Annotated in this window: 27 protein-coding genes and 1 pseudogene; 17 read left to right on the forward strand and 11 right to left on the reverse strand. The window is 71.8% G+C overall.

What is annotated here, in order from left to right; translation table 11 throughout:
* From B085_RS0129560 to B085_RS0129570, 3 genes are all read left to right on the forward strand, one after another.
* Positions 1-1287, forward strand: a complete 1287-nt coding sequence (locus B085_RS0129560) for a sensor histidine kinase (RefSeq protein ID WP_018562218.1) — start codon at positions 1-3, stop codon at positions 1285-1287.
* 171 nt (positions 1288-1458) lie between these two features.
* Entirely contained in the window at positions 1459-2598 is a 1140-nt protein-coding gene (locus tag B085_RS0129565) for a D-alanyl-D-alanine carboxypeptidase family protein (RefSeq protein WP_018562219.1), read from the forward strand.
* An 82-nt stretch (positions 2599-2680) separates the two neighbouring features.
* On the forward strand, positions 2681-3592 hold the full coding sequence (locus tag B085_RS0129570) for an endonuclease/exonuclease/phosphatase family protein (protein ID WP_234018690.1): 912 nt from the start codon (positions 2681-2683) through the stop codon (positions 3590-3592).
* Positions 3593-3672: 80 nt separating this feature from the next.
* Here the strand turns inward: B085_RS0129570 and B085_RS51090 are convergent, their stop codons facing one another.
* The 4 genes from B085_RS51090 to B085_RS0129585 form a co-directional block, all read right to left on the reverse strand.
* Complete coding sequence (locus B085_RS51090) at positions 3673-3822, reverse strand: hypothetical protein (RefSeq protein ID WP_234018691.1); 150 nt, start codon at positions 3820-3822, stop codon at positions 3673-3675.
* A 1234-nt stretch (positions 3823-5056) separates the two neighbouring features.
* Positions 5057-5206 carry a hypothetical protein gene (locus B085_RS49645; protein WP_018562221.1) on the reverse strand — a complete coding sequence of 50 codons (150 nt, stop codon included), beginning with the start codon at positions 5204-5206 and terminating at the stop codon, positions 5057-5059.
* Positions 5207-5423: 217 nt separating this feature from the next.
* The gene (locus tag B085_RS44190) at positions 5424-6083 is read right to left on the reverse strand and encodes an Asp23/Gls24 family envelope stress response protein (RefSeq protein WP_018562222.1); all 660 of its coding nucleotides are present in this window, start codon (positions 6081-6083) and stop codon (positions 5424-5426) included.
* Positions 6074-6706 carry an RNA polymerase sigma factor gene (locus tag B085_RS0129585; RefSeq protein ID WP_018562223.1) on the reverse strand — a complete coding sequence of 211 codons (633 nt, stop codon included), beginning with the start codon at positions 6704-6706 and terminating at the stop codon, positions 6074-6076. The genes B085_RS44190 and B085_RS0129585 overlap by 10 nt, the downstream gene beginning before the upstream one ends.
* Before the next feature lie 151 nt (positions 6707-6857).
* Between B085_RS0129585 and B085_RS0129590 the strand changes: the two genes are divergently transcribed.
* From B085_RS0129590 to B085_RS0129610, 5 genes are all read left to right on the forward strand, one after another.
* Complete coding sequence (locus B085_RS0129590; protein ID WP_018562224.1) at positions 6858-7352, forward strand: Asp23/Gls24 family envelope stress response protein; 495 nt, start codon at positions 6858-6860, stop codon at positions 7350-7352.
* Positions 7353-7422: 70 nt separating this feature from the next.
* The gene (locus B085_RS0129595; protein WP_026251579.1) at positions 7423-7614 is read left to right on the forward strand and encodes a membrane protein; all 192 of its coding nucleotides are present in this window, start codon (positions 7423-7425) and stop codon (positions 7612-7614) included.
* A gap of 212 nt (positions 7615-7826) precedes the next feature.
* Positions 7827-8024, forward strand: a complete 198-nt coding sequence (locus B085_RS51095; protein ID WP_234018687.1) for an Asp23/Gls24 family envelope stress response protein — start codon at positions 7827-7829, stop codon at positions 8022-8024.
* Between the two features lie 246 nt (positions 8025-8270).
* Complete coding sequence (locus B085_RS44195) at positions 8271-8771, forward strand: DUF6286 domain-containing protein (RefSeq protein ID WP_037732747.1); 501 nt, start codon at positions 8271-8273, stop codon at positions 8769-8771.
* Positions 8772-8791: 20 nt separating this feature from the next.
* Entirely contained in the window at positions 8792-9400 is a 609-nt protein-coding gene (locus B085_RS0129610) for a hypothetical protein (protein WP_018562228.1), read from the forward strand.
* Here the strand turns inward: B085_RS0129610 and B085_RS50175 are convergent.
* Together B085_RS50175 and trhA are read right to left on the reverse strand one after the other, a co-directional pair.
* Positions 9298-9906: a GAF domain-containing protein gene (locus B085_RS50175; protein WP_199789247.1), complete on the reverse strand. Its 609-nt coding sequence runs from the start codon at positions 9904-9906 to the stop codon at positions 9298-9300. The genes B085_RS0129610 and B085_RS50175 overlap by 103 nt on opposite strands.
* Positions 9907-10606: 700 nt before the next feature.
* Positions 10607-11263 (reverse strand): PAQR family membrane homeostasis protein TrhA, encoded by a 657-nt coding sequence (gene trhA / locus B085_RS0129615; RefSeq protein ID WP_018562229.1) that lies wholly within the window; start codon positions 11261-11263, stop codon positions 10607-10609.
* A gap of 485 nt (positions 11264-11748) precedes the next feature.
* On the opposite strand from trhA, the gene B085_RS47520 reads away from it, so the two are divergent.
* The 3 genes from B085_RS47520 (at position 11749) to B085_RS0129630 (ending at position 14582) form a co-directional block, all read left to right on the forward strand.
* Complete coding sequence (locus B085_RS47520; RefSeq protein WP_018562230.1) at positions 11749-12615, forward strand: hypothetical protein; 867 nt, start codon at positions 11749-11751, stop codon at positions 12613-12615.
* Positions 12616-12619: 4 nt separating this feature from the next.
* Positions 12620-13792: an SRPBCC family protein gene (locus B085_RS0129625; RefSeq protein ID WP_018562231.1), complete on the forward strand. Its 1173-nt coding sequence runs from the start codon at positions 12620-12622 to the stop codon at positions 13790-13792.
* 289 nt (positions 13793-14081) lie between these two features.
* Positions 14082-14582, forward strand: coding sequence for an SPW repeat domain-containing protein (locus B085_RS0129630; protein WP_018562232.1), 501 nt, complete (start codon positions 14082-14084; stop codon positions 14580-14582).
* Between the two features lie 112 nt (positions 14583-14694).
* Here B085_RS0129630 and B085_RS45960 read toward each other — a convergent pair whose 3' ends face one another.
* Both B085_RS45960 and B085_RS0129640 read right to left on the reverse strand, forming a co-directional pair.
* Entirely contained in the window at positions 14695-15231 is a 537-nt protein-coding gene (locus B085_RS45960) for a hypothetical protein (protein WP_018562233.1), read from the reverse strand.
* 239 nt (positions 15232-15470) lie between these two features.
* The gene (locus B085_RS0129640) at positions 15471-17165 is read right to left on the reverse strand and encodes a SpoIIE family protein phosphatase (protein WP_018562234.1); all 1695 of its coding nucleotides are present in this window, start codon (positions 17163-17165) and stop codon (positions 15471-15473) included.
* 364 nt (positions 17166-17529) lie between these two features.
* Between B085_RS0129640 and B085_RS44210 the strand changes: the two genes are divergently transcribed.
* Entirely contained in the window at positions 17530-17823 is a 294-nt protein-coding gene (locus tag B085_RS44210; RefSeq protein ID WP_199789248.1) for a winged helix-turn-helix transcriptional regulator, read from the forward strand.
* 82 nt (positions 17824-17905) lie between these two features.
* Positions 17906-18139 carry a hypothetical protein gene (locus tag B085_RS44215; RefSeq protein WP_018562235.1) on the forward strand — a complete coding sequence of 78 codons (234 nt, stop codon included), beginning with the start codon at positions 17906-17908 and terminating at the stop codon, positions 18137-18139.
* A 25-nt stretch (positions 18140-18164) separates the two neighbouring features.
* On the opposite strand, the gene B085_RS0129655 is transcribed toward B085_RS44215, so the two are convergent.
* On the reverse strand, positions 18165-18368 hold the full coding sequence (locus B085_RS0129655; RefSeq protein ID WP_018562236.1) for a hypothetical protein: 204 nt from the start codon (positions 18366-18368) through the stop codon (positions 18165-18167).
* 333 nt (positions 18369-18701) lie between these two features.
* Here B085_RS0129655 and B085_RS51105 point away from each other — a divergent pair.
* A pseudogene (locus tag B085_RS51105) lies at positions 18702-19892 on the forward strand (MFS transporter); the annotation flags it as partial.
* On the opposite strand, the gene B085_RS0129665 reads toward B085_RS51105, so the two are convergent.
* Positions 19873-20931: an NAD(P)-dependent alcohol dehydrogenase gene (locus tag B085_RS0129665; RefSeq protein WP_018562238.1), complete on the reverse strand. Its 1059-nt coding sequence runs from the start codon at positions 20929-20931 to the stop codon at positions 19873-19875. The pseudogene B085_RS51105 and the gene B085_RS0129665 sit on opposite strands and share 20 nt — an antisense overlap.
* A 162-nt stretch (positions 20932-21093) precedes the next feature.
* On the opposite strand from B085_RS0129665, the gene B085_RS0129670 reads away from it, so the two are divergent.
* The 3 genes from B085_RS0129670 (at position 21094) to B085_RS0129675 (ending at position 23396) form a co-directional block, all read left to right on the forward strand.
* Positions 21094-21963, forward strand: a complete 870-nt coding sequence (locus tag B085_RS0129670) for a helix-turn-helix transcriptional regulator (protein ID WP_018562239.1) — start codon at positions 21094-21096, stop codon at positions 21961-21963.
* Positions 21964-22033: 70 nt separating this feature from the next.
* Positions 22034-22498, forward strand: a complete 465-nt coding sequence (locus B085_RS47530; RefSeq protein WP_234018692.1) for a hypothetical protein — start codon at positions 22034-22036, stop codon at positions 22496-22498.
* Positions 22499-22529: 31 nt separating this feature from the next.
* Positions 22530-23396, forward strand: coding sequence for a helix-turn-helix domain-containing protein (locus B085_RS0129675; protein WP_018562240.1), 867 nt, complete (start codon positions 22530-22532; stop codon positions 23394-23396).
* A gap of 9 nt (positions 23397-23405) precedes the next feature.
* Here B085_RS0129675 and B085_RS0129680 read toward each other — a convergent pair whose 3' ends face one another.
* Complete coding sequence (locus B085_RS0129680) at positions 23406-24029, reverse strand: TetR/AcrR family transcriptional regulator (RefSeq protein WP_018562241.1); 624 nt, start codon at positions 24027-24029, stop codon at positions 23406-23408.
* Between the last annotated feature and the right edge of the window lie 59 nt (positions 24030-24088).

The raw sequence follows: 24088 nt of genomic DNA on the forward strand, positions 1-24088 counted from the left end.
GTGGACACCGTACGCGACCTGCTCAACTGGCGTTCGCTGCGCTGGAAGACCACGCTGCTCGTCGCCGTGGCCTGCTGCGCGATCGCGCTGACCGTCGGGGTGCTGGTCCACCGCAGCACGCTGGCGCGGTCGATGAACGACGGCGGTGCGAAGGCCACGGCGGAGCTGGACCGCGCCGTGGAGGACTCCCGGCGCGACGGCGGGCCCCTTGAAGGGCTGGAGACGTCGCCTGCGGCGATGCCCGCCGAACTGCTCGACCGGCTGCGGCACGGGCCGGGGCCGAGCACCGGACACGCCACCTGGTACGACGGCGACGGCCCCGGCGACCACCCGCGGATGTGGGCGGCCCGCATGTACGGGGACAGGCCGGTGGCGATCGCGATCGACATGACCTCCGACCTGCTCACCCGGCGCGCCCTGGACCGGCACATGTGGAAGTACTCCGTCCTCGCGCTGGGCGTCGTGCTACCGCTGACGGCGCTCGCGGCGGAGCTGCCCCATCGAAGGCTGCGGCGGGTGGCTCGGACCGCGCGCCGCATCGCGGCCGGTGACCTGGCCGCGCGGACCGCCGACGGCCGCGAGGGCCGCGCCGACCGCGCCGACCGCGGCGGTCGCGGCGACGAGATCACCGAGATCTCCGCCACCGTGGACTCCATGGCGGACAGCCTGCTCGGGCGCCTGGCGGCCGAGCAGCGCTTCACCGCCGACGTCGCCCACGAACTGCGCACCCCGCTGATGGGACTGGTCACCGCGAGCGGGCTGCTGCCCGAGGGGGAGGCCACCGACCTCGTCCGCGACCGGGTGGGGGTGCTGCGGGTCCTGGTGGAGGACCTGCTGGAGATCTCCCGGCTGGACGCGGGCGCCGAACGCGCCGAACTCAGACCGGTCCCGCTGGCCGAGGTCGTCGAGGAATCGCTGGCCCGCACCGGACTGCCGGCGCGGTTCACGCCGGACGGCGCCGGGTCCGCCAGGACCGACCCGCGCCGGGTCGACCGGATCGTGGCCAACCTCGTCCTCAACGCCCACCGGCACGGAGGCGCGCCCGTCGAGGTCGCGGTGACGGGCACCACCGTGACCGTACGGGACCACGGTCCGGGCTTCCCGCGCGAGCTGCTCGCGGACGGGCCCCGGCGGTTCCGCACCGGGGCGTCGGAGCGCGGGCGCGGCCACGGCCTCGGGCTGACCATCGCGCTCGGCCAGGCCCGCGTCGTCGGCGCGTCGCTGTCCTTCGCCAACGCCTCCGACGGCGGGGCCGTCGCGACGCTCCGGCTGCCCGTGGCCGACTGAGCCACCGCCGGGCAGGCGCGGCGGTGCTGACACACGGCGGCGTTGATACACGACGGATGACCGGCCGAGCGCCCGCTGCGACACGGCCTCGGCCGGCCCGACATCAGTGAGCCCCACGGTAGGCGGTGTGCGTGAGAGCCACGCCGTGAACCCCGTGGAGGTGCCCCGTCCATGCACCCGGTCTCTGAACCCCGCGAGCCCGGCACACCCGGCACAGGCCGTTCGCAGCCGCAGCCGCAGCCGCAGTATCCGCAGCAGCAGCAGCAGCCGCTCGCCGGGCCGTGGAATCCGCCGAGCCGTACACGCCGCTCCCGGCGCGTCCCCGTACCGGTCGCGGCCGGTGCCGCCGCCCTGGTCACTCTGATCGCCCTGGGTGCGGTGGTCGTCCTCACGGACGGCGGCGGCGACGCGGACGGTGCTTCCGGGAGGAGCGGCCACCACGGCGGACAGCCGGGGCACCGCCCGCCGGTGTCACTGCCCTGGCCCCGCCAGGGGCAGGCCAGCGTGCTGGTGGAGGGGCTCGGTGACGGCGGTGACCTCGGCGACCGGGGCGCGCAGAAACCGGTGCCGATCGCCAGCGTCACCAAGGTGATGACCGCGTACGTGATCCTGCGCGACCATCCGCTGCGCGGCGGCGCGTCCGGCCCCCGGATCACCGTCGACCAGCAGGCCGCGGACGAGTCCGTGTCCGGTGTGGAGTCGACCGTGCCGCTGCGGCTGGGGCAGCGACTGGGCGAACGGCGGCTGCTGGAGCTGATGCTGATCCCCTCCGGCAACAACGTCGCCCGGCTGCTGGCCCGTTGGGACGCGGGCTCCCAGGAGGCGTTCGTCGCCAAGATGAACAGGGCCGCCGAGGAACTCGGCATGGACCGGACCACCTACACCGGGGCCAGCGGCATCGAGTCCACGACCACCAGCACCTCCGGCGACCAGCTCAAGCTGGCTCGGCAGGTCATGCGCGACCCGGTCTTCAGAGCGGTCGTCGCCCAGCCGAGCACCACCGTGCCCGGTGTGCCCGGCTCCGTTCTCAACACCAACACCCTGCTCGGCACGTCCGGTGTGGTCGGGCTCAAGACCGGCTCCAGCACCCCCGCCGGCGGCGCCCTGATGTGGGCGGCCACCGCCCCCGACCGGCACGGACACGGCCATCTCGCCCTCGGCGTCGTCCTCCACCAGCGTCCGGGCACCAGTCCGCAGGAGGGCCTGAACGCCGCGCTCGGCGCCGGCCACACCCTGGTGGAGGGCGTACGCCGGTGGGTGGCCGGGACCGGAACGGCGTCCGCGGCCGCCGCCCTGTCCGGGGACCGGTGAGCCGGCGGTGGCCACTCTCCTGCGCACTCCCGGCGCCCCGCCGGCACCGGCTCGCGAACCGCTTCCCGGCGGGTGCGCCGGCATCTGGCGACGGGGACGCGTCCCGGCCGCCCTCGCGGCGGTGGCCGCACTGGTGACGCTCGGCCACGCCCACGTCCCTGACGGGGCCGGCCACCTGGGCAGCCTCGTCGAGACCTTCCTGCCCTGGTCCGGCCTGGCCGTGCCGCTGCTGCTGCTGTGCGCGCTGCTGCGGCGCTCGGCGACCGCGGCCGTCGCCGTTCTGCTGCCCGCGATCGTCTGGTGCTCGCTCTTCGGGGGCACACTGGCCGACAAACGGGCGTCCGGCGGGGACCTGACCGTGGTGACGCACAACGCCAATGAGGAGAACCCGGACCCGGCGCGCACTGCCCGTGCCCTGGCGGCCTCCGGTGCCGACCTGGTGGCCATCGAGGAGCTGGGCGACAACGCAGCGGCGTACGGCGCCGTGCTGCGCGCCGGCCACCCCTACCACTCGGTGCGGGGCACGGTCGGCCTGTGGAGCCGCTACCCGCTCGCCGACACCCGGACGGTCGACATCGCGCCGTGGCCGCGCGCCCTGCGTGCCACTGTCCGCACCCCCAAGGGGCCCGTCGCCGTCTACGTCGCCCATCTGCTGTCCGTCCGGCTCACACCGCTGTACGGCTTCGGCACGAGCGGGCGGGACACCGCCGCGCGCGCCCTGGCCGCCGCCCTGCGCGCCGAACCCCTGCCCCGCACCCTGCTCATGGGCGACTTCAACGGCACCACCGACGACGGGGCCCTGTCCGCGGTCACCTCGCAACTGCGTTCGGCCCAGGCCGAGTCGGGCGCCGGCTTCGGTCTGAGCTGGCCGGCGTCCTTTCCCGTGGCCCGGATCGACCACATCCTGGTGCGCGGTATGGAACCCCGGTCGGCCTGGACCCTCCCGGCCACCGGCAGCGACCATCTGCCGGTCGCGGCATCGATCCGGCTGTAGGAGACGTGTCAACCCGGCGCGCACGGCCCTGTCGCCACCCGGTACGGGGAGCCGGATCGTCCTGGCCGCGTCGGAGCCCGTCAGGGCGACCGCGGCCGGGTGGACGGGGAGCGACGAGCGAGCTCATCGCCGTATGGGGCTGCTGTCGCCGGAGGCCGGCATGTTGTGTCTCCCACGGACACAGCCTGGTCCGCGGGTACGCCCGTCCGTTCCATGGCCTGCGAGACCAGGTCCGGCGCCGGTTTGCTCGCGGTGACGTCGTCCTTGCCGGTCCGCGAGGACGTCGGCGTCGAGGGCGGCCCGCATCACGGCGAGCGCGCACCGCCTGCTCCGCGGCCGAACCGACCCCGGCGGTACCCGGCGCATGGGGAGCCGAGCCCTGGGCAGGCGACCCGTGATCCCGACCCGCGGAGGGAGACGACGGTGACCGTTGCCCTCGACCTGAGCCAAGAACCCGCGGCGCCTGCCGCGCGTGGGCCGCTGTCCGCAGCGGTCCTGAGCACGCTGACCGCCGGGCCTCCCCCGTCGGCGTTGCCCCCGTCGGCTGCCGTCGTCGCTGCGCGAATCGGTTCGCAGGTGTCCTGACCCGCGCTGAAGGGTCGATCACCCGTCCTGACGTGGACGATTCGTGTCGGCGGCGGCGCTGACGTCCTTGCCCGCGACCCGAACATCACCCCCAGGGCTTCCGCGGGTTCCAGGAGGTCCAGGGGGCGAACTTCGACGTCACGCAGGGTGATGTCGGCACCCTGCGGGGGCCGATACATAACGCTCCCGGTCGGCGGCATTCCGTCATCGCTGCTCCGCGGATGCAGCGCACCGGCCGCATGCCTGCCCGTTTGAGTGTCGAATATCGGGCATGGGCTCGAAGAGGGCATATCGCCCCTCGGGGGGGATGAAGGAAGGCTGTCCTGGCGAAGAAGCACGGCGAAGGTCGGCAGGGCGAGGAAACGAGCCGGTTCAAGGGCGATGACCAGCACGGGTGGGCGCAGGACGTGGACGCGACCCACCACGAGGAGAACCCGAGCGCGCATCGCTCCTTCCATCCGGACACCTATGCGCCGGGCGGGAAGAACCGCGAGCCGAGTCAGCAGGACATAGCGGACTCGTCGCAGGGCTCACCCGTGGAAGACATCTCCCGCAGCGGTGAGGAGCGGTCTGGGAAGTGCGGCAAGAGGGGCATCCATGACACGGGACCGCGGGGCCCCTCGGGGCGTCCCAGCGGGACTGAAGACGCCTCGGAATCCACCGCGGTGGACCCGCAGGAGCCGTCTGGCGGTCCTTCGCGAGGGAGGAGGGAGAGGAACCCGTAGGCCTCTCGGAGCCGTTTCGGTGCCACGGTGACGGACGCGGGCCCGTCGACCCCGGACCGCGATCATCCACGCGACGGGGTGCGGGTTCGCGTTCCTCTGGGAACGGGGCGCGTCCCGGAGGAGTCCGTCGGCGACCGCCGCCCTCCGGACCGGATCATGCGGGTGTCCGTGCGATCCGGGTGATGGTGACGGTCACGGTGAGGGCCTTACCGGTCTCGTGGGCCGAGACGAGCGGCATGAATGGGGCCCGGGCCCGGTCGTGGACCGCGCGGGCGAGCTCCACGGCCCGGTGGCCCTCGGCCACGACGCAACGTATCCCCACCTGCCAGCCGAGCCGTCCGGGCAACGCGCGACGCGGACGCCCGACAGCGGTGAAGCCCTGTTGTCGGCCGTTCCCGGAACCGGGCATGCGGCGGCTCGCGCGAGACGGCTGGCGAGAGTGGGCTGCAGGTCGAGTACCCCGTCGATCCCGAGAGGGGCCTCGGCGGCGCTCCGGCGAAGGTCGGCAGGGTCGCAGCCCGTCATACGGTGGCGCCCGGCCCGCCGTGCGCGGGTTCCGGCATGCTCGGCGACCATGCTGCGTGGTGTACGTCGATCACCGTGACGTCCACCGCGGCCGCCAACAGGCCCAGTGCGTCGTCGGCGGCGTCTCGTACCGCGCGGCGCACCAGTGCGGCCGTCTCAGGCAGGGGGCGGTTCAAAGCGGCGGCCAGAGTGATGCTCACGCGTAGGCCCGTCCGCTCGTCGGCTCGGGTCAGGCGGCAACTGGCGGTCGTGACGCCGAGGACCGAGTCAGCCGCGCTGCGCAGCACGCCGGCCGCGGTGCGCCCGGCGATCCGCAGGGTGCGCGTGGGGTCGCCCAGCGGCAGCATCGGCCCCAGCCGTACCTCTCGTCGGACGATGTCCACGACGCGGGAGATGATCTTCTGCGTGCTGGGTGGTTCCTGCTCCCGCAGCGCCTGCGTCGCCCTGGCCAGTGCGGCCAGTCCGTCCACGGCATCGCGGCAGTACGGGCACTCGGCGAGGTGGGGGTCCACGGGCGGACCGGCGTTCCTGGCCTGATCCCAGGCGTGACTGAGCGTGCGCCCGCAGGTGAGCACTTCGTCGCCGGTGTGACGGCGGACCTCGTCGAGAGGGCAGCCGTCCGCCGGAGGCCGGGGGGGATGGTCGTCTAGCGCCATGGGCCCAGCGCCTCCTTCAGGGTTCGTCGTGCTCGGTACAGTCGCCCGCGGACCGTTTGCTCGGTGGTGCCGGTGACGTGGGCGATTTGCGCGTAAGGAAGTCCCTGCAGTTCCCGGAGGATCCAGCAGATGCGCTGCTGCGGTTCCAGGGCGCCGAGCGCGCTGGCCAGAGCGTCGGTGAGGGCGTCCTGTTCGGCCGCCCGCGGCGGCGAGCTCCGCATACCGGGGGCGGCGGGTTCGGCCACCGAGTTCAACGGTACCGGGGCCGGGCGGTGGCGCAGGGAATTCAGGCAGCGGTTGACGGTGATGCGGTACATCCAGGTCCTGAACGCCGAGCCGTGGCGGAAATCGGGCAGGCGCCGCCAGGCGCTGATGAAAGCGTCCTGGACGGCGTCCTCGGCGTCCGGCAGGTTCCCCAGCGTGTGGAAGGCCAGCATCAGCAGAGGGCGGCTGTGGCGCCGCACCAGGATCGCGAAGGCCTCTTCGTCTCCTTCGCCGGCCCGGGTCGCCAGCAGATCGTCCGACGCGGACGGCAGGCCGTCGGCCAGGCCCCGGAGGGCGGGGCCCGTGGACGTACCGGGAGCGGTCGCTCGGCGTGGGGAAGTGCCGACGCTGTGCGTCATGACCGCACCTCCTCCCTGCGGTGTTACGCATGCCCGGCTTCAGGCATGTGATGCCGGTTCGCGGATGTGCATGACGAATTGCCTCCCGGATGTGTCCAACTCTGTGACGGGCCCCGTACGGTGCCCGCGGCAACTGATCGAGGCGACTGCGATGACGGACACCACCGACCGTCCCTTCACCGGACAGGACGGCTCCGCCGGGACCGGGACGATGCTGAAGGGGCCGACCGGCGCGAACACCTCCCCCGAAACGCGGGGCCAGACCACCATCGCCGACGGCGTCGTGGCCAAGATCGCGGGAACTGCCGCCCGCGAGGTCCCCGGGATCCACAACCTCGGCGCGGGCATGGCCCGGGCCATGGGCGCGATGCGTGAACGCGTCCCCGGCGGCGGGACCGGCAGCGTCAGCCGCGGGGTGAAGGTCGAGGTGGGCGAGAGCCAGGCCGCGCTGGACCTCGATGTCGTCGTCGAGTACGGCTACGCGATCCCCGACGTGGCAGCAGAGGTCCGCGTCAGCGTCATCTCCGCCGTGGAACGCATGACCGGCCTCGAGGTCGTCGAGGTGAACCTCGTCGTCGACGACGTGAAGCTGCCCGACGAGGAAGAGGAAGACGTAACCGAGCCGGACGAGGGCCGCGTCCGATGACCTCCGTCAGTGCGCCTTCCAGCGGGCACGAAGGCGGCGGCACACGGGGTGCGGGACAGGTGAGTGAGTCATGAATACAGCGACAGCGGGACTGGCAGCCGGAATGGCACTGGGATTCGCCGGCTACTTCGGCGGGTTCTGGGCCTTCCTCCTGGTAGCGGTCCTGGGCGCCGTGGGGTTGGGCGTCGGTCTCGTCCTGCAAGGCGACGCCGACGTGTTCACCCGGCGGCAGCGGGACACGTCCGCTCGGCGGCCACGGTGAACACCAACGCCCGTGCCGCAGGATCGGCCGGACGTCCCCCCGGTGGGCATGCGGACGACGTCGACGGCCGTGTGCCGCCCGCCGCACGCGGCGCGACGGTGGTACCCGACCGGGTCGTGGCACGGATCGCCGTCCGGGTCGCCGGTACGGCGCTGCGCCGGCTCCTCGGCCCGAGGCATCAGCCCACGGATCTGGCCGCACCAGGGGCTCGCGTGACCACGTACGGAGAGACCGCGCAACTGGCGCTGTCGGTGGACCTTCCATACCCCGCCGACATCGCCGTCACCTGCCGGCAACTGCAGCGCGAGGTCGCCGAACGGGTGGCCCAGCTGACCGGTCTGGACGTCGGTGACGTCACGCTGACGATTCGGCGCCTGGCCACTGTCGGCGGACCTGGCCGGGTTCGGTGACCCCCGCCGCCTCAGCGTCGCCGCGGACCAGCCGATCGTCACGCACCGACCAAGGAGCAAGGAGCCCCCATGTCTCTCCCATCCGGTATCGCACCGCCCGGTCGCCATGAAGCGCCACCCGAGAGCGAGAGGGCCGCAGTCTCGGGCCGGCCCGGCATCCGAGATCCCGAGGCGAGGTCGCCGGCGGGCGATGGCCTTGGGGCGAGCTCACCTCGCCTGTGGTCGGCACGTCGCATTCCGGCCGCCGTGGTGGCTCTGGTGGCGCTCTGCGCCTTCGGGGTGACGCTGTACGACGTGATCGCGGTGCGTGCCGGACAGCGCGCCGGGGCTTGGCGCACCGGCCTCGCCGACGAGTTGGCCAGTCGCCCGGTCGACGACCTGTGGATGCTGATCGGCGCGGCCGTCGCCGTCGTCCTCGGCCTGTGGTTGCTCTCCCTCGCGCTCACCCCCGGCCTGCGCCGACTGCTGCCGCTGCGGGCACCCGACGGCTGTGCGGGACTGCGGGCCTGGCTGGACCGTCGGGGAGCCGAACTGGTGTTGCGCGATGCCGCGATGCGGGTCTCCGGCGTAGGCCGAGCCAAGGTCCGGGTCGGACGCCGGCGCGTGATCGCCCGAGCGGAGGTCCGCTTCCGCGACCCGGCGACCGTCCGCGACGACCTCACTCACGCCCTGCAGGAGCAGTGCCGTGAACTCGCTCTGGCACATGCCCCACGCCTGGCGATCCGCCTACGACATCACACCCGTTGACCCCGCCCCGGGAGCGCGCCATGAACGGCCGATCCACGCTCAACCGCCTCCTCCTCGCCATCAGCGGCCTGGTGTTGCTGGGGGGCGGGCTGCTGATCCTCACCGCAGCTCTCGACCTCTACCGTCGGCTTCATGTGGTTCCGCCCGCCGGCTGGCCGCTGACCTCGCACTATGAAGTGCTGCTCAGCAACGCCGACCGGATCCGCTGGAGCGACCAGGGCTGGTGGTGGTGGCCCGCCGTCATCGCCGGCCTCACCCTGGTGACCGTCCTGGCCCTCCTGTGGCTGCTCGCCCAGTTCACTCGCCAACGTCCCGCCTCGGTGCACCTGGGCGGAACGCCACCACCCGACGGTGTCGAACTGCGCGGTCGCGCCCTCAGCGACGCCGTGGCCTCCGAAGCAAGCGCTCTGCCCGGCGTCGGGCGGGCGGGCGCCCATATGACCGGACGCCCGGTGCATCCCCGGCTCGACCTGGCTGTCACGCTGACGGACCACGCCACACCCGCCCCGGTCCTGCAGGCACTGTGTCACGGCCCCGTGGCGCACGCACGCGAAAGCACCTGCTTGAGCGCACTGCCCATCCGGGCACGCTTCGACGTCGGCAGGCACAAGGCGCGCCGCGTCGAATAGGGCGCCGTCATCGGGCGCAGCGGGGTCACTGACGCGCCCGGTCTCCCACGCTCGTCAGGGGTGCGGGGGGACACGCAGGGCGAGGAGAGCGGTGTCGTCGCTGGTCCGGCCCAGGCTCCGATCTTCATCCGCGTGACTGCGGGATGGCTGCTCGTGCGGGCGTCGGCAACGGCGTCCGCGACCACGAACGGCTCCCCGTGCCCGCCGTCCACGAAGGGGCAGAAGCCCTCCCCCACGGGGTTCTGTCGCTCGGCCATGGCCACCTCCCCGGCGTCCACCCCGATGCACGACTTCCAGAACGATCGACGCTCGTCGACCAGCGTGATGAATGCCCGCGCGCAACCGGTCACCGAGGCCGCGAGCTGGGCCAGGTCGTCGAATGCCGCCTCGGGGCCGGTGTCCAGCAACCCCGTCGCCTCCACCGCGGCCAGCCCCCGTCGATCGGACAGTGCCGAGGGCATGCCGTCGGGCCGCGTCTCGCCTGGGGTCGCAAGGCTCTCGGACAAGTGTCTCCGTGCCCCCATGGCCGCCTCCGCCACATCAGACAGTATTCGATCACTCGCAGACCGGCATGCAATCGTCTGCCGCACGACAACCGTAGCCACCAGAAGGCCGGTCCCGGGCACAAGGAGGACGACCGCCGGTGGGGGCGCCGGTGCAGGCCCCCAGGACATCGGCGCCCACGTCTTCCGCATTCTTCGCGGCGCGTACACGGGCACCCCGGGGTGTGGTCAGCGCCTGCAGACCGCAGGTGAGCTCGCTATCGCCCGCTCGCCGACGTCGTTCTCCACGGCGTCGGCCGGTGTGCCCAGCATGCGGCGATGCCGTAGCCGGACCAACGCGTCAAGCGCCGCGTTCTGTTGAAACCCGCCAGGGACCCGCAGCGGATGTTCATCGAGGATGACCAGAGTCGGGGCTCACTACTGCGTGACGGCGTACATCCCCTTGCGGACGACACGGTTGCGACACGCCATGAAGGGGGTTGACGCTGCGGACAGAGCCTCGGCCCGCCTGGTTTGGGGTCCGGGCTGCGTGGTCGGTTCACACGACCAGTCGGCGGACACCTTCCACGCTACGCTCCACGGGCCCCGCAGCGCACGCCGGGCACCGCAGGTCGAATGCGGGCGGACAGATCGGGCACAGGAGTCCGGGACTTCCTGACGCCGCATGTGCCTCGGACACGTGACGGCCATGGACTTGGGCTGGTCATACGGCCGCCAGGGCGATCGCCGCGTAATGGGTCGCGAAAGCAGCCAGGGTGAAAGTGTGGAAGACCTCGTGGAATCCGAACCAGCGCGGAAACGGATCAGGTCGCTTCATCGCGTACACCACTGCACCTGCGGTGTAGAGAACTCCGCCGGTGACGATCAGGATTACCACCACGGCCCCGCCGACGTGCATGAAGTCCGGTAGGAGAAAGGCGCCGGACCAGCCGAGCACGAGGTAGCAAGGGGTGGACAGCCAGCGGGGAGCTCCCACCCACAGCACCCGCAAGGCGACTCCGGTGAAGGCGCCGGCCCACATGAGCCCCAGCAGGACGGCTCGTCCGTGCTGGGGAAGAAGGACCACGGCCAGGGGCGTGTACGTGCCGGCGATGACCACGAAGATGTTGGCGTGGTCGAGCCGACGCAGGACCGTCTCCCCGCGAGGACCCCAGGTGCCGCGGTGGTAGACAGCGCTGGTGCCGAACAGCAGCCACGCGGAGGCGGAGTAGATTCCACAGGCCAGTGCCGTCGGGGTCGTGCGCGCGAGGCAGATCAGTGTGATGCCCGCGATGATTGAGGCCGGAAGCATGCCGGCGTGCAACCAACCACGCAGCCGCGGTTTCAACGGCTCCATGGCCTCGGCGGCGGCGTCGGCCATCTCACCAACCTGGTGGGCGGCTCCTGCGGCTCCCCTTCTGGTTGCCTCGGCGAGGCCGACCGCTCGTTGATGCGTTCCGTTTGCGCTGCGAGCAGGAACTGCGGCGGTGGGCATGGCGTCGGCCGTGAAGTCCGGCCGCCTCAGCGGTCGCTGGACGTCATCTGCGCACATGTGTCCCATGCTAGGAGCCGGCTCATACCGGCGCATGAGGGCGAGGCGGGAGAGATGGTGGGGCCCTGCCGTTGATGGGGCGCCGTCATCACCTGGGCGTCGTGCCGGGATGTTGTGGCGGCCCCATAGGGATCCGCTCTCCGCATGCGCTTGCTGGCGTGACAACCCAGACTGGAGATAGCGGAGCGAGCAGCGCGGCGACTGCCCGCTACCCCCTTCAGACGCTTCGCCCTGACGGAGCGAGCCCGCGTACCCGACGCCGTCGGGCGCCGGGCCGGAACACCAGCTCGGTCACCCTCTCGAAGGGACACTTGATGAATGACGTACCAAAAGTCGCTCTTGCTGTCGCGGTCGCCGGAGGCTACGTCCTCGGCCGGACCAAGAAGGGGCGGCTGGCCTTCGGCATCGCGACCTACCTGGCCGGACGCCGAGTCGGCCTCGAACCCCAACAGTTGCTGACGGAAGGGGTCAAGAGGCTGCGCGAACTTCCTCAAATCGAAGAACTCAGCGAGCAGCTACGCGGCGAGGCTTTGAAAGCCGGCCGTCAGGCGATGGGTGCAGTTGCCGACCGCAAGCTCTCCGAGTTGGCCGACTCCCTGCAAGCGCGCACTGAGCGCATAGGAAAGCGCAAGGAGGAGGAGCCGGAAGACGAGGAAGAATCGGAGGAGGAATACGAGGAGGAAGAGGAGCCGGAAGACGAGGAAGAAGAGGAAGGCGAATACGAGGACGAAGGGGAGCCCGAAGACGAGGAAGAAGAGGAAGAGGAGGAGGAAGAGGAAGAGGAGCCCGAGGAGGAAGCCTCCCAAGAGGCGGAGATGGAAGAGGAGGAGCCGGAGAAGCCTGAGCCCAGGCGTCGCCGGACAGGCCGCAAGACGGACGAGGGCCGGGATGAGGGTGCGCGCAGCCGTGGGGGAACTCGCCGCCCCGTCAAGGCGGCTCCCCGCCGCCAGGCACCGGCCAAGGGGGCAACGGGGAAGAAGGCGGCGCCCGCGAAGAAGACGACGCCTGCGAAGAGGACAGTAGCGGCGAAGAAGTCCTCCGCGCCTGCCAAGAAGACAGCTGCCAAGAAGACAGCTGCCAAGAAGACAGCTGCCAAGAAGACGGCGGCCAAGAAGACAGCTGCCAAGAAGACGGCGGCGAAGAAGACGGCGGCGAAGAAGGCATCCACACGGCGGAGGTAGGCCCATGGCCGGCACGACAGGCGGAGGCGAACAGGGTTCGGGGCTTGACCAGTTGCGCGGCGCGTTCACGAATTTCCTGGGAGCGCAGGTGCAGAATCTGGCGGACAAGGCCAGCGACAAGCTCGGCGACGTCACCAGCGGGCTCCAAGGTGTGGCGGACGGGGGCGGCGTGCTCCCCAAGGCGGGTCTGCGGATGCTCCAAGGTGATTCACCGGTCAAGGCGTTGATCGGCGAGAAGGCGAAAAGCATCAAGGACAGCGTCGTCGGCAAGGTCAAGGAGGCCTTCGGTGGCGGAGGCGGCAAGGGCCGGAAGTCCGGCACGTCCAAGGTCATGAACATCATCGAGGCGCAGGACGTGGGTGTGCCGCTGCGTTTCGCCTACGACCACTGGACCCAGTACGAGAAGTTCAGCAGCTTCACCAAGGGCGTCCGCAGTGCGTCACGCGGCAAGGACGCCGACAGCGACTGGAAGGTCAAAGTAGGCCCGTCGACACGAGGGTGGAAGGCCACGACGCAGGAGCAGGTGCCGGACGAACGCATCGTGTGGACCTCGGAGGGAGCCAAGGGCACGACACGCGGTTGCGTGAGCTTCCACGAACTGGCGCCCAGCCTCACCCGTATCGTGCTCGTGGTCGAGTACTACCCCTCTGGCTTCTTCGAGAAGACCGGAAACATCTGGCGCGCCCAGGGGCGTCGTCTACGCCTGGATTTCAAGCACTTCCTGCGCTACGTGACCCTTACCGACGAGGAAGCTGACGGCTGGCGTGGCGAGATTCGCGACGGCGAAGTGGTCCGCACGCACGAGGAAGCCATCGAGGAGGAAGAGCAGGCTGCCGACGAGGATGGCTCGGAGGAGCCTGACGAGGACGCGGAGGACGAGTATCCGGAGGACGAAGAAGAAGGGGAGGAGTACTCGGAGGAGGGGGAAGAGGAGTACCCCGAGGAAGACGAAGAGGACGAAGAGGAAGAGGACGAAGAGTACCCCGAGGACGAAGAGGGGGAGGACGAAGAGGAAGAGGACGAAGAGTACCCCGAGGACGAAGAGGGGGAGGACGAAGAGGGGGAGGACGAAGAGTACCCCGAGGACGAAGAGGGGGAGGACGAAGAGGGGGAGGACGAAGGCCGAGCGCCTGATCGCTCCTCCAGCCAGGCGCGTGGAGGCCGTGGGCGCCGGTGAAGCCCGGCTGCAGGCGGCGGGCGCTGGACCGGCGGACCGGGGCCCTCCGGCTTCGCCTCGATGCCTTTGACGCCCCGCGCCAGCCATGCTTGCAGCATGCGCGGGAAGCCGACGGCGGTCCGCCTGTGCAGGGCCTGGGGTCGCGCAGAGCACCTGTGCCCTCGCTTCGAGGCTCCTGCGCCCTTGCCTCGTGGACGGCGGGGGACGGCCGCCGTACCGGGTGAAAGGACCGGACTCGGATGGGCGCGTCCGGGTATGGGGATAGGGAGAATGTTCGAAATGAACGGAGATGGTCCGTATGTCCCGGACGCAACCCGGCATTGAACAGCACCCCGACCTGCTCGAACTTCGCGCGGATTACGAGCGTGCGACGGCGACCAATCGCGGCCAGGCCATAGAGGCGATGGGCCTGCTCACAGGCATATACCTGGCTGCGTCACCATGGATCGTGGGTTTCAATGCACTGTTCGGCTTCAACGCGCTGTCGACGATAGCCGTCAGCAACCTCGTCGCCGGTATCGCGTATGCCCTGCTCATGGGAGGCGTGGGGCGCGGCTTCGAGCGGACCCACTCCAGGGCCTGGGTGGCAGCGATCATCGCCCTGTGGGTGATCATCTCGCCTTGGTGTGTCACGGGCAACGTCAGTACCACCCGCACCATCACCAACAACGTCATTGTCGGCGTGATCGGACTGATTCTGGCGCTCGCGACGGCGTCGCTCCGTCCGGACAGCGCCCTGCGCAAGCGTCGGGGTTCGCCGGACTCGGCGGGGGGCCTGCCCAGGACGTAGCGGGGCACATCGCACCCGCCCGGCGAGACCTCTCGCCCCGTGTCCGGGCGCCGTCTCGGCGTCGCGACGAGCCCGGCGCACCGCACGGTGCGCCGGGCTCGGTCGGCTCAGGTCAGGGCGTCGCGAGCGCGCAAGCGACGACCGCGGTCACGGTGTTGGGCGCCAATCCGGCGGGCACCGCGTTCACCGTCCACCCGGTGGAGGGGTTCGCGAACGGGACACTGGTCACGATCGTGGCCCTGGTGACCTGGAATCCGCCGCCGACGGCCAACTCGCCCGCGGGGCAGGACAGCGTGTGGTCGGCGCCGTCCGCCGTGAAAGTGGCGACCAGGGTGTGGGCCCCGGAGAGCCCGCCACCGGTACCCGGAGGGCCGGCGGGGCCCTGGGGCCCGGCGGGCCCGGTCTGGCCGGGGGGACCCGCGGGACCGGCCGGTCCCTGTGGTCCGGGAGGGCCGGGGATGCCCGGACGGTTAAGGCAGTAGTTGGGGTAGTTGGGGTACGTCGGGTACTGGTAGCACGGGTGCACGGACCGCTGCTGGACGTCCTGCGCGCTCTCGGCCGCCGCCGTGGTGCCGCCGTCCGCGGGCGCGGAGAACGCCGTGCCCGTCACGAAGCAGGACGCGAGTGCGGCGCTCGCGGCGATCGTCATCACGCGGACTCGGCCGTAGCGTCGCTGTGCCGATGACACGGACCTGGTTATTCGGTACAACACGTCACCTCCAGGTATGGATTCTCTGCGGGCGGCCCGTGCCGCCCACCCCGCAGTACGCGGCGGGGACCGTCACGAGGGACGTCGAACCCACAGCAAGGATCACTTTTGGTGCCTGTTTGTGCACGCCGGGTAGCCGAAGGGGTGATGCCGGGCGCCCGGCACGGGCAGGCCGGCTCTCATGCCGGAGGCACACGCAGGGCGAGGAGGGCGATGTCGTCGACGTTGCCGGGGGGCATGCGGGTCAGGATCTGGTCGCAGAATTCGTCCAGCGGCTCCTCGGCGAGTGCCAGGGCGTTGCGACGGAGTCGGCTGAGGCCGGTGTCGAGGTCGGAGCCGGGCAGTTCGATGAGGCCGTCGGTGTAGAGCAGGAGCGTGGACCCCGCAGGCAGGGGTGTGGTGGCGTCGGGCCGGCGGTCGCCGGTGCCCATACGGGCGCCCAGCAGTGGACCTCGTGCGTCGTCGAGGTACCGCCCGTAGCCGTCCGGGGTGAGCAGCAGCGGCGGAGGGTGTCCGGCGTTGGTCCAGCGCAGGGTCCAGGGGCCGTCGCGGGGGCCCTCGACGCGGGCCAGGACGAGGGTGGCCATGGGGACGGTGGTGATCACGGGCATGGCGTCGTCGAGGCGGTCGACGACCGCACTGGGGGGTTCGGTGCGATCCCAGGCCAGGGACCGCAGTATCCCCCGGAGTTGGGCCATGCCCGCCGCGGCCGTCAGGTCGTGGCCCACGACGTCGCCGATGACCAGCGCGGTCACGCCGTCCTTGAGCCGGAACGCGTCGTACCAGTCGCCACCGACCTGGGACGCGGCGGGTGCGGGCTGGTAGCGGGCGGCCATGAGCAGCCGTCCTGACTCGGGCAGGGGCGTGAGCAGGTTCCGCTGCATGGCCTCGGCGACGTCCCGCTGACGGCCGAACCGGCGGGTATTGTCCAGGACTTGGCCGACCCGGCGGCCGATGTCAACGACGACCTGCAGGTCGTCGTTGCCGAAGGGGAAGGCGGGGTCGGTGCGGACCAGGGTCAGTGCTCCGGTGGAACGCCTTCCCGAGCCCAGAGGCACGGTGAGCGCCGATGCCGCACCCACCGACTGCAGGAAGCCGTTGTGCAGGGCGGCCAGCGGCGAGTCCGGCCGTGCGGCCGTACCCGCTTGCTCCTGCAGGACGGGCACCGCCCCGCGCACGGCCTGGACCAGTGGGGAACGGGACTCGCCCGCGAAGGGAAGGCGGGCGCGCCAGCCCTCCTGCCCACGGTCGCGGCCGTCGGGCCCGGTGACCGCCACCCGGTGCGTCTCGTCGTCGCCGACGAGCAGGTCGACCGCCACCCAGTCGGCGAGGCCGGGGACCAGGAGGCGCCCGAGGCGCGTGAGCGCCTCGTCCGTCTCAAGAGTCTGGCCGAGCACCGCGGTGATCTGCGCGACCAGCGTCAGGCGACCGGTCAGGTCCTCCAACGCGTGCATGTGCTCCGCACGTTCACCCCGGTCGCCGGAGAGGCGGCCGAAGAGCATCGCGGTGCCCTCGAACGAGGCACCGTCCGTCACCGGGGCGGCGGACCAGGACACCTCGACCAGCTTGCCGTCGCCGCACAGAAATCTGTCGCCGTCCGCGCGGCCCTCACTCCCGCGGGTCAGCGCTTCGAGCAACCTGCACCGGTTCCCGGGACGTTCGCGGTCCGCGTGCCGGTGCACGAGGTCGTGGAAGTCCTCACCGACCATCGCGCCTGCGGCGCGGCTCAGCAGCCGTTCGGCGGCGGGATTGGCCGCGACGACGCGCCCGGAAGGACCGACCACGACCAGCGACGCTCCCAACTGCTCGACGACCTGCCGCCAGAAACCCGGCTGGGCCGCCCACCGCCGGCCCCCGTCGGCATCGTCCGACACCGCGCCCTCCAAGATCGCGCCCCTGTTCGCCGCACAGCGCGGGCCCGTACCGAGGCACCCTGCCGACGACGACCGACACCCACATGCTCGCGCGTGTGACAACCAGGCCGCGGCCGACACGGCGAAACGCGACCGATCTCCCGGTCCCCGGGCGGCGCCCTTCGCGCCACACGCCCGCGGCGGCCGCCCTCCCGTCCCCGGCTGCCAGGGGAAACCCGTCCTGGTACCGACGGGGCCAGGCACGACACCCGCTCCCGCGACCGCCCGTGGCTACGCTCCGAGGCATGACCACGGGACCCCACGAGACGACCACCCCCCGGCCGCCGGCACTGCGCCTGGAGCACGGCTCGGTCCACGACGAGGCGTGCCCGAGTTTCCAGGGCGCGGTCGAACTCGTCGGACGCCGCTGGACGGGGGCGATCCTGCGCGCGGCGCGCGCCGCTTCGGCGAGTACCGTGCCGTCATCGCCGGCATCTCCGACCGGCTGCTCACTCAGCGCCTGAAGGAGCTGGAGGCCGAGGGGCTCATCGCGCGGTCGGTCATCCCCAGCACCCCCGTACAGGTCCGCTACGAGCTTGCCCCCGACGGCCAGGCGCTCATCGCGGCCCTGCGGCCACTGGCGCAGTGGAGCGCGCGCCGCCTGCGCCGCGTCGGATAAAAATACCCCGGAATGGGTGTATCTCCTATCGAATGGGTAATAACCATGCAAAATCTCCGGAGGTAGCACAGAGGGGTGCCATATGATCCGAGGAGCCGAGGGGATCACCAGCCCCACTCCCCGCGCGGACGTCGAGCTGGCCCGCGAATGCCGACCGTGCCTCGGCTGGGGGACGGTCGTGACCGACGAGGGCCGGCACGAGCTCTGCCCCGACTGCCAGGACGACCGGATCGACCGGATCGACCGGATCACCGCCCCGGAACGCGTCAGGGCCGTGCGCCTGCGCCCCGGCTCCCGCTACGTCTCGCCCCGCTGAGCCCGGTGCGCCCGTCCCGTCGCGTTCACCACGCCTCCGGCCCGCCCCCGCGCCACTCCACCTGCCCGGGGTCGGTCAGGCTGACCGTGCCGGCGTCGTACCCGGCGAGCCACAGGAACCGCAGCAAATCCGCCAGGGAGTGCGCGGTGCCGAAGTAGTCGCCCCGGATCACGACCCTTCGGCCGTCGACCGGGGGTTCCACGACCACCGGCGGCCCCTCGGTGCGCATGCTCCCAGCCTGCCCAGTCAGCGGCGAGGACGCACCGCGGGCGGACCCGCGGGCGTCCCGCGTACCGGCTCCGGGCGTACCGGCGCCCGGCCGTTCACCGGCCTTCGGCGGACCGGCCGCTTCCCGCCACTTTCGCCGGCCGGCACCCCGGTCGGCCGCCGCACTGCTATGTTCGCCCGCATGTTCCTCTCCCGTGCGTAGGAGTCAGTGCCGCCGCGTCCCGCAGGGCGCGGTCCCCGCTGCCCGTGTACGCGCGAGCGCCGCCGGCCGGCGCTGTCTTCTCCGAGGAACACCATCATGTCTTCGTCTGTCGCCGCCCCGTCGTATGCGGCGGTGCTTCGCATCCCCCATGCCTGCCGCACGTTCGGTGCCGCGCTCCTGGGCCGGCTCTCCTACGGAACGGTCTCGCTGTCCCTGATTCTGGCGGTCGAGGGGGCCACTGCCTCCTACGCCGTGGCGGGCGGTGTCATGGCCGTGTTTGGGCTCACCAGTGTCCTTCTCGCCCCTGCCCGCGCCGGCCTGGTCGACCGGCACGGGCCGCGCCGGGTACTGCCGCCCATGGCCGCCGCCTACGCGGTGCTGCTGTCCGGGCTGGCCCTCGCGACCGCATGGTCGGGCACGTCGCCAGTCCTCCTGGGCGCCCTTGCCGGAGCCGCCGGTGCCAGTGCGCCACCGCTCGGTCCGGTGATGAGGAGGTTGTGGAGCGCCCTCGTCTCCGACCGGGAAATGCTGCAACGCGCCTACAGCCTGGACGGAGTGGCCGAGGAGCTTCTGTTCGTGACGGGCCCGCTGCTGGTGGGCGTGCTGGTGGGACTCGCCGCTCCGTGGGCGGGTCTCGCCGTGAGCGCCGCCCTCGTATGGGCCGGGTCACTCATGCTGGCCGCGTCCCCGGCGGCCGGCGGTCCGGCGTACCGGGGCGAGGCCGCCCCGGCGGCGGCACCGGCCGGGGACGTTCCTCAGGGTGCGACCCCCGGCCGGCAGGGGGTCGCACCCGGGCTGGGGCAGGCGATCGCCGTGACTGCCGCGCTCGGTACGAGCCTCGGGGCCCTGGATCTCCTCGTGATCGCCCTCGCCGACGAACGTCACGCTTCCAACGTGGTGCCCTGGGTCCTGGCCGCGCTGTCCGCGGGCAGCGCCGTAGGCGGCCTCGTCCACGGCACCGTCCGGTGGCGCGCCTCAAGCCGGTGCCGGCTGTCGTCACTGGCCCTCGCCCTCGGGCTCGTTCTGTCGGTGACCGGCCTCTCACCTCATCCCTACGTGCTCATCGCCTGGATGGCACTGGGCGGAGTGTTCGTGGCCCCGGCCATCACGACGGCGTATCTGATCGCCGACGAGTGCGCCGCCCCGGGTGCCCGCACCACAGCAGGTGCGTGGGTCAACACCGCCTTCAACGCCGGTTCGACGGGAGGGACGGCCGCGGCCGGACTGCTGGTGGGGCGTGTACCCCTGGCAATGTGCTTCGCCGTGGCCGCCGCCCCGGTCGTGCTGTCCGCCGCGACTGCGCTCACCGGGCGGCCTGACCGAGGGTGGAGACGTCGATCACGAAGCGGTAGCGCACGTCGCCGCGCTCCAGGCGGTCGAGGGCGGTGTCGACCCGGTCCGCCGGCACGGACTCGATGTCCGCGACGATGCCGTGCCGCGCGCAGAACTCCAGCATCTCCTGGGTCTCGCGGATTCCGCCGTTCTTCGTCGAGGTGATGATCCGGCGCGGGTCGCCGAGCAGCATGCCCTGGAACGTGGCGGCCTCGGCGGTGACACCGGCGTTGACCAGCACGCCGTCGAGACGCAGGAGGCCGAGACAGGCGTTGGTGTCGATGCTGCCCGACACGGTGTTGACGATCAGGTCGAAGCTCCGCCCGTGGTCCCGGAACCAGGAAGCGTCATCGGTGGACACGTAGGCGCCGGCGCCGAACCGCAGTCCGTCCTCGCGCTTGGAGACGCTCCGCCCGAGGACGGTGACCTCGGCGCCCATCGCGTGCGCCATCTTCACGCCGATGTGTCCGAGGCCGCCCATGCCGACGACGGCGACCTTCCTGCCGGGCCCCGCGCCCCAGCGGCGCAGGGGCGCGTACATCGTCACCCCGGCGCAGAGCAGCGGGGCGGCGACGTCCAGGCCGAGGCCGTCCGGGATGCGGAGCACGTAGTTCTCGTCCACGACGATCCTGCGGCTGTAGCCGCCGAAGGTGGGCCGCTTGTCGTAGTCCAGCGCGCCGAAGGTGAGGACCTCGCCCTTCAGGCAGTGCTGTTCCTGGCCGGCGAGGCAGTTCTCGCACGCGCGGCAGGAGTCGACGTAGCAGCCGACGCCCACCCGGTCACCGACCGCGTGCCGGGTCACGCCGGGGCCGGCCGAGACGACAGTCCCGGTGATCTCGTGGCCCGGGACCATGGGGAACAGGCCCTCCATCCAGTGGTTGCGCAGGAGGGCGATGTCGGTGTGGCAGATGCCGGTGTGGGCGATGTCGATGACGACGTCATGGGGTCCCGGCTCACGGCGCTCGACGGTGGTGAGTTCCAGCGGCGCGCCGGGACCGGGGGCGGCGAGGGCGGCAACGGTGAAGGGCATGCGTGTCTCCTGGTGGCGCGAGGCGGGACGGGGAGGACTTCCCTCTTCGACTGCACCAGGTGCGGCGCCGCCCGCGAAGGGGAAGCGTGACCGTGCCGAGGGTGCTACTCGCGGAGCCACCTTCGGTGCCCCACGGGCGTGCGGCTCGGCTATACCTGGGGTATGGACGCTGAGCGGGCGCTGCGGGACTTCCTCGTCTCCCGGCGGGCGGCGATCGACCCCGGGCGGACGGGACTGCCCGTCGGCCATGGCAGCCGACGGGTGCCGGGACTCAGGCGGGAGGAGGTCGCGGCCCTCGCCGGTGTGAGCGTGGCCTACTACACGAAGCTGGAGCAGGGGAGGATCGGCCGCATCTCCGAGGAGGTCCTCGGCGCGGTGGAGAGGGCACTCCAGCTCGACCAGCTGGAGTGCGCGCACCTCAGGACGCTGGTACGGAACGCGGGAAGCCGGCCCACCCCCTCGGCGCCGCCTCCCGTGAAGGCCAGGCCGGGCGTCGTCGCCATGGTGCACGCACTCGACCTGCCCGCGCTGGTCCACGGGCCACGCCTGGAGGTGCTGGCGGTCAATCACACCGCGAGGCTGCTCGTCGACGACTTCGACGCCAAGCCCGTCAAGGAGCGCAACCTCGCCCGCTGGACGTTCCTCGACCCCCGGGCCAGGATCGTCTACCCCGAGTGGGACAAGATCGCGCCCCAGGTGGCGGCGGCACTGCGGCAGGTCGCCGCGGACCGCGCGGCGGACCCCGCGCTGGAGCAGCTCGTGGGGGAGATCGCGGTGGCGTCGCCGGACTTCGCGCGGTACTGGGCGGAGTACCGGCTCTACGAGCACTCGTACGGGGTGAAGCGGTTCTTCAACGAGACGGTCGGCGAGATGACCCTGCACTACGAGACGATGGCCCTGCCCGGCGGCAAGGGCCAGAGCGTCATCGTCTTCAGGGCGGACCGCGGCTCCCCGTCGGAGGAGAAGCTGCGCATCCTCGCCAGCTGGAACGCGCCCACCGCCGGGGAGGACGCCCGGCGCATCCACCCGTAGCGGGGCCGACGCCGCGCCCGTCGCCGCGGGCGGTATCGCCGACGGGCGCGGCGTCGCGGCGGCGTTCGCCCTGGGCGCCCAGGGCGTGTCGTCGGGCCCGCGGTTCCTCGCGTCCACCGAGATGAACGTCTCCCAGGACTGGAAGCAGCGGATCGTCGGCGCGGACGCGGTGGACGCCGTCAAGGCGCTCAACGGCGACCGTGTCCTCCCGCCCTACTCCCGGCCGGGAAATCTGGCGTCCCGCGCGCCCTGCGTAGGCAGTCGGCCGGGCTCGTCCACGACGTCCTCCCCGCCGGTGAACTTCGTGCGCGGGATCCTGCGGCTGGCGCAGGCCGTCCTCGCCGCGCCGGCCGACGGAAAGCCGTTGCCGCGTCGCCAGGCCTTGTCGTCAAGCTGCCCGGACCTGCCGCAGGACGCGTGGCGGCGGCTCGACGGCGACCCGGCCGGCCGACGGCGTGCCGGTGCCGGGCCGGCCCCGCCTGGACGACGTCGCACCGCATGTGCGACACCCCCTGGGAGGGAACCGGCCCCCTGAGCGGTGGCGGCGGCGGTGCCACACTGGACGCATGGCCCCCGACGCGCAGCTCGAAGAGTTGGGTGCGTTCCTCAAGGCACGCCGCGCCGAGCTCAGCCCCCGGACGGTCGGCCTGCCCGACGGCGCCGGGAACCGCCGGGTGAGCGGACTGCGCAGGGAGGAGGTCGCCCGGCTGGCGGCGATCTCCACCGACTACTACACGCGCCTGGAGCAGGGCCGGATGCATGCGTCCGCCCCGGTCCTGGACGCGCTCTCCGAGGCCCTCCACCTCGACGAGGACCAGCGCGACTACCTCTTCGGCCTCGCGGGGAAGGAGACCGCGCGGCCCCGCCGCCGGACCCGCCAGAAGGTCCAGCCGCAGTTGCGGCGCCTCCTGGACGACCTCACGGCCACCCCCGCCATGGTGCTCGGGCGGCGCATGGACGTCATCGCCTGGAACGTGCTCGCGGCGGCGCTCATCACCGACTTCGGGAGGATTCCGGAGAAGCACCGGAACTACCCCCGGATCCTGTTCACGGACCCCGCCATGCGGACGCTGTACACCGACTGGGGGACCATCGCCCGCTCCTGCGTGGCCCAGTTGCGCATGGAGGCGGCCAAGTATCCGAGCGATCCCGGGCTGACCGCGCTCGTCGGGGAACTGTCCGCGCAGGACCACGACTTCTGTTCGTGGTGGGCCGGCCACCACGTCGCCGCGCTCACGGTGGGGACCAAGGTCCTGGACCATCCGGTGGCCGGTGAGCTGTCCTTGGACTGGGACACGCTGACCGCCACCACCGACCCCGACCAGAAGCTCGTGATCTGGACCGCCGAGGTCGGTTCGCCCACCCACGACGGGCTGCGCATCCTCGCCTCCTGGGCCGCGGACCGGTCGCTCTCCACGACTCCCGTGGACTGAACGGCCGCCTCAGGACTCCTGGAGCAGCTCGCGGCAAGCGGCACGCGCGATCCAGCTCTGCGCACGGTCGAAGGCCCAGCCGCGTTCCCCGACGAGCGTGCTCCAGGCGTGCGGGCCGAGGTGGAACCACAGCAGGTCGACGGCCTCGGTGCGGCTGGCGTCCGGGCGGAGCGCGCCGAGCGCAGCGAGGCGGTCCGCGACCCGGGTCAGGGCCTGGACGTAGTCGTCCGCCCCTCTGTCCAGCACCGCTTTGACGGCGGGTTCCCCCGGCGGATTCCGGTAGAAGAGCCCGTACACCAGATCCCAGTGGCGTTCGTGTGTGAGCCGGGTGCCCTCGGCGGTCAGCGTGATCACGGCGCGCGGGTCGTCGCTGTGCTCGACCGCGGCGAGCGCTTCGGCGATGGCGGGGTCCGTGAGAGCGGGCTCCAGCAGGGCCGCCAGGATCTTCGGCTTGTTCCCCACGCTGCTGTACACCGTGGGCACGGCGACCTTCCCCGCCTCCGCGATCTCCCCGATGGTCACCCCGGCGTACCCCCGTGCCAGGAAGAGCGCCTGCGCGCTGCCCAGGATCGCTTCGCGCGTAGCGGCCGCCGAATGGGCGCGGAGGGGGGAGTGGTACTTCCGGCTCGTCACCGACGCAGCATACCTCTCCACCGTAAGTGATTATATTGACAGTAATTCCCTCTAATGAA

Source organism: Streptomyces sp. BoleA5, assembly GCF_000373665.1.
Lineage (GTDB): Bacteria > Actinomycetota > Actinomycetes > Streptomycetales > Streptomycetaceae > Actinacidiphila.

Excerpts from the sequence above, each read along its gene's own strand:
- B085_RS0129665 (WP_018562238.1), bottom strand. The coding sequence starts at position 20,931 with ATGCCCTTCACCGTTGCCGCCCTCGCCGCCCCCGGTCCCGGCGCGCCG.
- B085_RS0129595 (WP_026251579.1), top strand. The coding sequence starts at position 7,423 with ATGAATACAGCGACAGCGGGACTGGCAGCCGGAATGGCACTGGGATTC.
- B085_RS0129625 (WP_018562231.1), top strand. The coding sequence starts at position 12,620 with ATGGCCGGCACGACAGGCGGAGGCGAACAGGGTTCGGGGCTTGACCAG.
- B085_RS0129565 (WP_018562219.1), top strand. The coding sequence starts at position 1,459 with ATGCACCCGGTCTCTGAACCCCGCGAGCCCGGCACACCCGGCACAGGC.
- B085_RS0129655 (WP_018562236.1), bottom strand. The coding sequence starts at position 18,368 with ATGCGCACCGAGGGGCCGCCGGTGGTCGTGGAACCCCCGGTCGACGGC.
- B085_RS45960 (WP_018562233.1), bottom strand. The coding sequence starts at position 15,231 with ATGACGATCGCCGCGAGCGCCGCACTCGCGTCCTGCTTCGTGACGGGC.
- trhA (WP_018562229.1), bottom strand. The coding sequence starts at position 11,263 with ATGGCCGACGCCGCCGCCGAGGCCATGGAGCCGTTGAAACCGCGGCTG.
- B085_RS0129610 (WP_018562228.1), top strand. The coding sequence starts at position 8,792 with ATGAACGGCCGATCCACGCTCAACCGCCTCCTCCTCGCCATCAGCGGC.
- B085_RS44190 (WP_018562222.1), bottom strand. The coding sequence starts at position 6,083 with ATGGCGCTAGACGACCATCCCCCCCGGCCTCCGGCGGACGGCTGCCCT.
- B085_RS44215 (WP_018562235.1), top strand. The coding sequence starts at position 17,906 with ATGATCCGAGGAGCCGAGGGGATCACCAGCCCCACTCCCCGCGCGGAC.
- B085_RS0129630 (WP_018562232.1), top strand. The coding sequence starts at position 14,082 with ATGGTCCGTATGTCCCGGACGCAACCCGGCATTGAACAGCACCCCGAC.
- B085_RS0129585 (WP_018562223.1), bottom strand. The coding sequence starts at position 6,706 with ATGACGCACAGCGTCGGCACTTCCCCACGCCGAGCGACCGCTCCCGGT.
- B085_RS0129675 (WP_018562240.1), top strand. The coding sequence starts at position 22,530 with ATGGCCCCCGACGCGCAGCTCGAAGAGTTGGGTGCGTTCCTCAAGGCA.
- B085_RS47520 (WP_018562230.1), top strand. The coding sequence starts at position 11,749 with ATGAATGACGTACCAAAAGTCGCTCTTGCTGTCGCGGTCGCCGGAGGC.
- B085_RS0129590 (WP_018562224.1), top strand. The coding sequence starts at position 6,858 with ATGACGGACACCACCGACCGTCCCTTCACCGGACAGGACGGCTCCGCC.
- B085_RS0129670 (WP_018562239.1), top strand. The coding sequence starts at position 21,094 with ATGGACGCTGAGCGGGCGCTGCGGGACTTCCTCGTCTCCCGGCGGGCG.